This is a genomic window from uncultured Methanobrevibacter sp. (genome assembly GCF_937898925.1).
Lineage (GTDB): Archaea > Methanobacteriota > Methanobacteria > Methanobacteriales > Methanobacteriaceae > Methanobrevibacter.
The window spans coordinates 1-6,697 of the sequence record NZ_CALDKF010000050.1; the positions used below are offsets into that span (position 1 = coordinate 1).

Sequence of the window (6,697 nt, forward strand, 5' to 3'; positions counted from 1 at the left end):
GGAGAGCTCGTTGGACTTGTCAGAGCTAGTGACTTAATTAAAACTTTATTATAAGTCAAGCTTTTTGACTTGCGTCAAAAACCTTGACCAAAATCTTTCCAATGGTTTTTTAACCATTCTTTTTTATTTTTTTTCTAAGAAATTTTATATACAAAAAAATCTATATTATATTCATGGATTATTATTAGTCCTAAAATTGACTTGTTTGGTGTTATTTGAATTCTTTTTAGAATTCACTTAACATTTTTTAAGCTATTTTTCTAATTTTTTTAAGATTTAAAATATTTATATTAGTTTCAATAAATGTTTTAGTATTAATTTTTTCAATCATTTTTAATTTGAGCGATAACATGTCATCTGAGCCTATTTTAGTAATAAAGGATAATGATTCAACAATTGGAATCAGAGCAAGAGTTGGAGAGGAATTCTCTGAACATGAAATCCAATTGAATGTCATGCTTGCATACTATTGGGATAATGACCTTCCAGTTATAGAAAGCTTGATAGGCCTTTTTGAATCAGTTGTCAAAAGGACAATCAATGAAGTCCTTCCACATGAAAATCTTTTATTGAAATATGACCTTATCACAGATGACGAGATTGAGAAAGCAAGCAGATTTGAAATTCATCTAATAGAAGTGAAAGCAGATAATCAAAGTTTAAGGTTAGATGGAAAAATACTTGCTTTAAAGGGAATTTCATCAAAAGAAGAGTATTCACAAGGAATTTTAGGCTTGAAATTTAAAAAAGAGGATGACTCAAATGATGGAATAATTGTTAAATCTGTTGAAAAGAATATTCCAACTGAAAAGAAGATTTCCTTTAAGGAGTTTGCAAGGCAGCAAAGATTAAAAAATAATAATTAAAAAAAATTGAAAAATAGGATTTTTAAAATTAATAATTAATTAAAAAAAAGTAAATGAAGAAGAACTATACAGTTCTTCTAATAAATGGCAATATCTTTACTAAAGATTCTTTTGCATCTTCCTTGTTTTTATTGTTTTCAATGCTTATATTTCCATCTCTAAATATCCTAGACTCTTTTTCATCAATATGCAATTTGATGTATCCGATATCCTCAATAGTCTCAATATTGCTTATATGGTCATTTTCCTTATTTTTAAGAATCCTATCGGTTTCTAAAATATTGATTCCAAATGGCAATCTCTTTCTAAGTGTAAGATTATTCGCTCCTTTTTCAAGCTCATCATCTAAGATAAGCTCATCATCACTTTCGATTGCCTTAAGATTCAATAGGATCTTGTCATATTGGGATAATTTCAATTCTTCAACAATTGAATCTATCTTTTCCTTATCTAAAATGGTATCCAAATCACTTAATTCGATTGTAGCCACATTTTTCTCTTCTCTAAGCTTGACTACATCAGAACCTGTGATTTCTTTCACATATGCTTCACAATGGTCTATCCTATTCACCTTATCGATTGTTACGGTTTCATTAGTCTTGACCCTTGTTGCGAGACAAGTTGTGGAATTTGAGTATTCAATATTGTTTTCATCAAGGAACTTATGAATCTCATAGGTTTCAAGTTCAGCTTCAATGAATGGGCTTTCAATTTCATACTCATATTTCATGAGTATCCCAGGCCTATCATGAGTAAGGTCTGTTACATTGTTTCCATCTATGATAATTTCATATCCTTCTTCATTAGCCCTTTGTTTAATTGCACCATACATCAATCTTCTGCATACTAAACATCTTTGTGGAGCATTTTCAACAACATCACCTACATCAAGGAAATTACTTTCAATAATTTCGTGTCTTATTCCAAGTTCAGATGTTCTTCTTTTTGCAAATTCCAAAAATCCAGTTGGAAAAATCTGGTTGTCATAAGTGATTGCAAGCACATCTGCACCAGCTTCCTTTGCAAGGTATGCAAGCAATGTGCTGTCTGCTCCACCAGAGAAAGCTAAAGCTACTTTGCCATAGTCTTTAAATATTTCTTTTACTTTATTTATTTTGATATTTGTATTCATATTTGGCCTCATTAACTTAATAATAAATTCATTTATTATTAGTTTAATTTGATTAATCGCCCGAGTTCAATATCATATCAAATATAAAAAAATAATAAATTAACTATTGTTATATTATTCATTGCTTTTAAAATTTTCTATATCAACGTTATATTCTAAAATGAGCTTATTCTAAGTTTTTAATGTATTCCAAGACTTTAATTGCATCCAAGTATTTGATGTCCTTCTCCTTCAATATGAAATCGATAAGCTTGGTTTTCTTTTTATCTTCCATTTCCACTTTTGAGAATATGTTTTGATATGAACGTTTAGGGTAATAGATCTCTTTGGCAATATTGTGAATGTAATCCTTTTCCTCTTCAGTGATTATTTCTTCCTTAACCGCCAAGTCCAGTTTGTAGTCAACATTTACAAGAGCTTCGGATAATGGAACTTGATTTACTGGGTCAAAACTTAAAGCCACATCGTCATCTGAAGTAATTGCTCCAGTTCTGTACGCCTTGTAAACATAACCGATTCCAATCATGCCTAAATCATCAAGCTCTGATGCTCTTAAAGCGCCCATACTACTTCCTCCAACTACAGTTATTCCCTTGTCCAATGCCTTCATGATTTCCTTATGGGCAACTGCAGGAGTGTGGTGGAAAGCGCCATCAATGATTCCTATGATGTCTGGCTTTTCAGATATTGCCTTTAGGATGTCTCCTCTTTTAACTGGAGGCCTATAGTCTGCATCAAGTATTGTTTTAGCCTCATCTTCCAATATGGATAATCCTAAATAAACGATGATTTTTTTAGTCATGTTAAAATCTCTTAAAATTAATGATAATTATAAATTTATTTTTAAATTAATCCTCTACGTGCTTTTCTATCATATTCCAAAGCGCGATTGCCTAACCTTTCCTCATCCAATGAATAGAGCTCTGCTTTCGGAATGATTACCCTTGCAACATTGATTCCGATTTCATCTCTTGTAAGGTCAGTGTATAATATTTTATTGAATCCAACTTTCTGAACCTCTTCAATGCTTGTTTCAATGTCCTTTTTGATTGAATGTGAGCTTTTGTCTTCAATATCGCCAAGATTTATGGTTTCATCTTCCCTTTGGAAGTAATGCCTGTTCATTCTCTTCATGTGTTCATAGCCTGATTTTCTCATGAAGTCTGCTCTGATTGTGTCTTCACGGGTACCATGGATTTGGGTTGCTCTGCTTTGTGCAACTTCAGTAAGTGCTCTGATGACCGCAACTTCAGGGTTCAAGTGGGTTCCAACACCTAAAGTGAGAAGTGCCGGATCCTTAAGGACTGTATCATCAGCACTTGCAGCTATTGTTGTTATCTTCAAGTCTGCTGTAATGTCCATAAGCTTAATATCAATTCCTTGGCTATTGAACTTGTCTAAGAGTTCATTGATAATCTCGTTATCAATGCTTTCTTGGTTTATTTCTTTTTTATTTCTTTTAGTAAGTTCGAATATGCTCCATGCATCCCTTTCAACAACTTCAAAGATACCGTGCAAAACGGATTCCTCTATGATGTTTCCAGATGCAAGACCATTGGTGTTTCCTTTAAAAATAGCTATTGGACTAGGGCTCACTTCCCTTGTAGGAATATATGGGTGGAAAACAGCATTAGATGGAACATATATTGTCTCTTCGCTTATGATGTCTTCAGCTTCAATCCATTCAAGCCTTGAATTTTCAACATTTTCATTGCCGTAATTCTTTGGCAAGAGGAGGTCTTTAGGATCAAGAACATTCCTTTCATTTTTAATGTTGTTGTAAGTGTCTACAAATGTCCTCTCAGTATCGATATCCTGTCTTTCTGCAGAATACCTTTCGAATCCTTCCATCATTGCAGATGCCTTTGCCTGCTCTTTGGTAGCGCCCTTTCCTGCATAGACGCTTACGCTTCCAGACTGTGCAGTTGGACGGATAGCTGAAAATACTGGAATCTTGACTCTATCCAAGTCTGTGATATCAGTCAATCTGGTTATTCCAGCGGTTCTAAGCTTTTTCTCATTTATCTCAATTGTTTCTTTTGGGTCTTTCACTCTATGGGTTCCCTTAAAGAATTTTATTGGAATATCTTCAAACATGTTTTTTATCCTTAGCTATTTTTAAAATCTTTTTATATTTGTAATATTTATATTATGTAATTGATTATTTATAATAATTGTTATAGGATAATTTCGATCATTCGTTTAATTTTTAAATAATAAGTGATATATATTCAATTGAGGCTTTCAAATGCAAATTAAGGATAATGAGATTCATAATTTTCATATAAAAAACATATTGAAAAAATTGGAAGAGAAAGAATTGGATGCCATATTGGTGGCTAATTTCAACAATATCTACTACTTGTCCGGATACTTGTCAACAAGCTTTGCATTCATGATAATCAAGGAAAATCCAATCATATTTGTTTCTGGAATGGATATGGAAAATGCAACCAATACATCTTCCATAGATATTGTGAAATATGAATCATTTGATAAGATGATTGAATATCTAAAAGATGAGGGAATCAAGAGCTTAGCCATTGAATCAGACTTGACTGCAAGCGTTTATGAAAAGTTCAAGGACTTCAATCTCACTATCTCCAATGCAATCTCAACTGAAAGGATGATAAAATCTGATGATGAAATTGAAAAGATGCTTAAGGCAACTGATATTGCACATAAGTCACTCCTTGAATTGGATGTCCGCTCCAAGCAGGAAAAAGGAGCAGAAGAATGGGAATGTGCATATGAATTAGGCTATCTGATGAGAAAGAACGGAGCAACAGTTGAATCATTTGATACAATATTTGCATCTGGCCCTGTATCCTCATTGCCTCATTCAACTCCAAGGCAACATGTCCTTGAAACTCCAGTTTTAGTTGATTACGGCTGCAAGTTTGAGGGATATTGCTCTGACACAACAAGAACTTTCATCTACACAGAAAGGCAGGAAGAAATATCCAATATAGTTCTTGAAGCTCATGACAAGGCCATTGATGCTGTTAAGGCAGGTGTAAAAGCTTGTGAGGTGGATAAGGTGGCAAGAGATATAATAACTGAATATGGATATGGCGATAAGTTCATTCACAGCACTGGCCATAGCTTAGGATTGGATATTCATGAAAATCCTTCAGTTTCCCTAAAGGATCAAACTGTTTTGGAGAACAATATGATTATTACAATTGAGCCGGGAATCTATCTTGAAGGCGAGTTTGGAATAAGGATAGAGGATATGGTTTTAGTTGACAAAAAGGGTAGATTGATTGGTAATTTGCCTCAAATATTATAATTTTTCTTTTTTATTTTCATTTTTTATTTACACACTACTTTTTCAAGATATTTCTTATTTTTTCACCATACCTTTTAATTTTTTAATTTAAGAGGTAAAAAATATATATGCCTTTTAATATAATATTTTAATAGGTGATATGATGGTTAATGTGGGTACCACTAGGATTTATAAAAACAATCAAACTACCATTCCATCTAAAATCAGAAAGCTATTTGACGTTTCTGAAGATACAGTGATGGATTGGGATTTGAATTCTGATAATGTCATAACTATAACTTTTAAAAGCAAAAAGTCTTCAATTCATGATTTGGCAGGATTAGGCAAAAGCAAAGAGACTACAAATGCAGTGGAATTAAAGAGGAGCTTGTATAAATGAAGATTTTCGTAGATTCCTCTTTTTTAATTGCATTAGTGAATGAAAATGACTCATTGCATGAGAAATCGTTGGAATATATTGACTTGATTGAGAAAAATGACTGCTATATAAGCAATCTAGTCATTAATGAAGTCATAACTGTAATTGGAAATAAGATAGATTTGGAAACTGCCATTTCTGCATTTGATCTTATTAATGACATTTTCCATGTAATAAATGAGTATGAAATCAAGGATTTCAATTCAACTACCATGTTGATATATGAAAAACATAACACTAAATTGAGTTTCACTGATTGCAGCATAATTGTGGATATGCATTATCATAAAATTGAAAATCTTTTAAGCTTTGACAAGGAATTTAAAAAAGCTGAAGGGATAAATTTAATTTTATAATTTTTTTAATCTAATTTTAATTTTTTAATCTCATTATAATTTTACTAAATCGCTAATTTTTACTTATTTTTAGTTATTTTTTCATATAAATATGATAATGATTTTATTTTGAAATTTAAAGGGTTTAAAATCGTTATATTTAAGTATTAATCCTTAAAAATCTATTTTTAGGTTTCAAACCTATTTGTCACACGATGAATTACGAGGTTATCTTTCTTGAGTAGGGTAACTACCTTACCCCAGAATTTTCTTCTCATAATTCTCTGTCACAGTCGTTCTCATTTTGCCGAAAATCAAAAACCACTTTTCTTTGGTTAATGTTTAACAGATTTTAATAGGGGGTATCAGCTAATTTACGTGACAGAAAAATAATTTTTATGCAGTTCATTTTGGATGCTTTTTTTCATATTCTTCAAGCATTTTTTGAGCTTTTTTCCGAGCCAAATCTTCCTGAAACTTTTTCATCTGCTGCTGATGAAAATACTCAACAGCATCTTGGATAGGCCTGATTGTATATTTCAAATTGCCGTTTTGTTTTTTACCGTTTTTCAGAATTATTTCTGTCGGTTCAGTATAGATTAAACACTTATCTTCAAGTTCTCTTACATATTTAGCAACTGTCGTTATACTTTT

The 6,697-nt window shown here is 32.0% G+C and carries 8 protein-coding genes; 4 read left to right on the top strand and 4 right to left on the bottom strand.

The genetic code is table 11. From position 1 onward, the window contains the following. The first annotated feature begins 350 nt into the window (after positions 1-350). Positions 351-866, top strand: a complete 516-nt coding sequence (locus Q0409_RS03920; protein WP_298535296.1) for a hypothetical protein — start codon at positions 351-353, stop codon at positions 864-866. A 64-nt stretch (positions 867-930) separates the two neighbouring features. Here the strand turns inward: Q0409_RS03920 and larE are convergent, their stop codons facing one another. The 3 genes from larE to Q0409_RS03935 all read right to left on the bottom strand — a co-directional run bounded on the left by larE (position 931) and on the right by Q0409_RS03935 (position 4,095). Further along, complete coding sequence (gene larE, locus Q0409_RS03925; protein WP_298535298.1) at positions 931-1,998, bottom strand: ATP-dependent sacrificial sulfur transferase LarE; 1,068 nt, start codon at positions 1,996-1,998, stop codon at positions 931-933. Between the two features lie 166 nt (positions 1,999-2,164). Then, the gene (locus tag Q0409_RS03930) at positions 2,165-2,800 is read right to left on the bottom strand and encodes a TfuA-related McrA-glycine thioamidation protein (RefSeq protein ID WP_298535300.1); all 636 of its coding nucleotides are present in this window, start codon (positions 2,798-2,800) and stop codon (positions 2,165-2,167) included. A 41-nt stretch (positions 2,801-2,841) separates the two neighbouring features. Continuing rightward, complete coding sequence (locus Q0409_RS03935) at positions 2,842-4,095, bottom strand: YcaO-related McrA-glycine thioamidation protein (RefSeq protein WP_298535302.1); 1,254 nt, start codon at positions 4,093-4,095, stop codon at positions 2,842-2,844. A 151-nt stretch (positions 4,096-4,246) separates the two neighbouring features. On the opposite strand from Q0409_RS03935, the gene Q0409_RS03940 reads away from it, so the two are divergent. From Q0409_RS03940 to Q0409_RS03950, 3 genes are all read left to right on the top strand, one after another. After that, positions 4,247-5,290: a Xaa-Pro peptidase family protein gene (locus tag Q0409_RS03940; protein WP_298535305.1), complete on the top strand. Its 1,044-nt coding sequence runs from the start codon at positions 4,247-4,249 to the stop codon at positions 5,288-5,290. Positions 5,291-5,432: 142 nt separating this feature from the next. Next, a complete protein-coding gene (locus Q0409_RS03945; protein WP_295608331.1) occupies positions 5,433-5,669 on the top strand; it encodes a hypothetical protein in 237 nt (78 codons plus the stop codon). Next, entirely contained in the window at positions 5,666-6,064 is a 399-nt protein-coding gene (locus Q0409_RS03950; protein ID WP_298535307.1) for a type II toxin-antitoxin system VapC family toxin, read from the top strand. The genes Q0409_RS03945 and Q0409_RS03950 overlap by 4 nt, the downstream gene beginning before the upstream one ends. Positions 6,065-6,448: 384 nt before the next feature. Here Q0409_RS03950 and Q0409_RS03955 read toward each other — a convergent pair. Then, the coding region (locus Q0409_RS03955) for a hypothetical protein (protein WP_298535310.1) at positions 6,449-6,697 on the bottom strand (249 nt) is incomplete at its 5' end.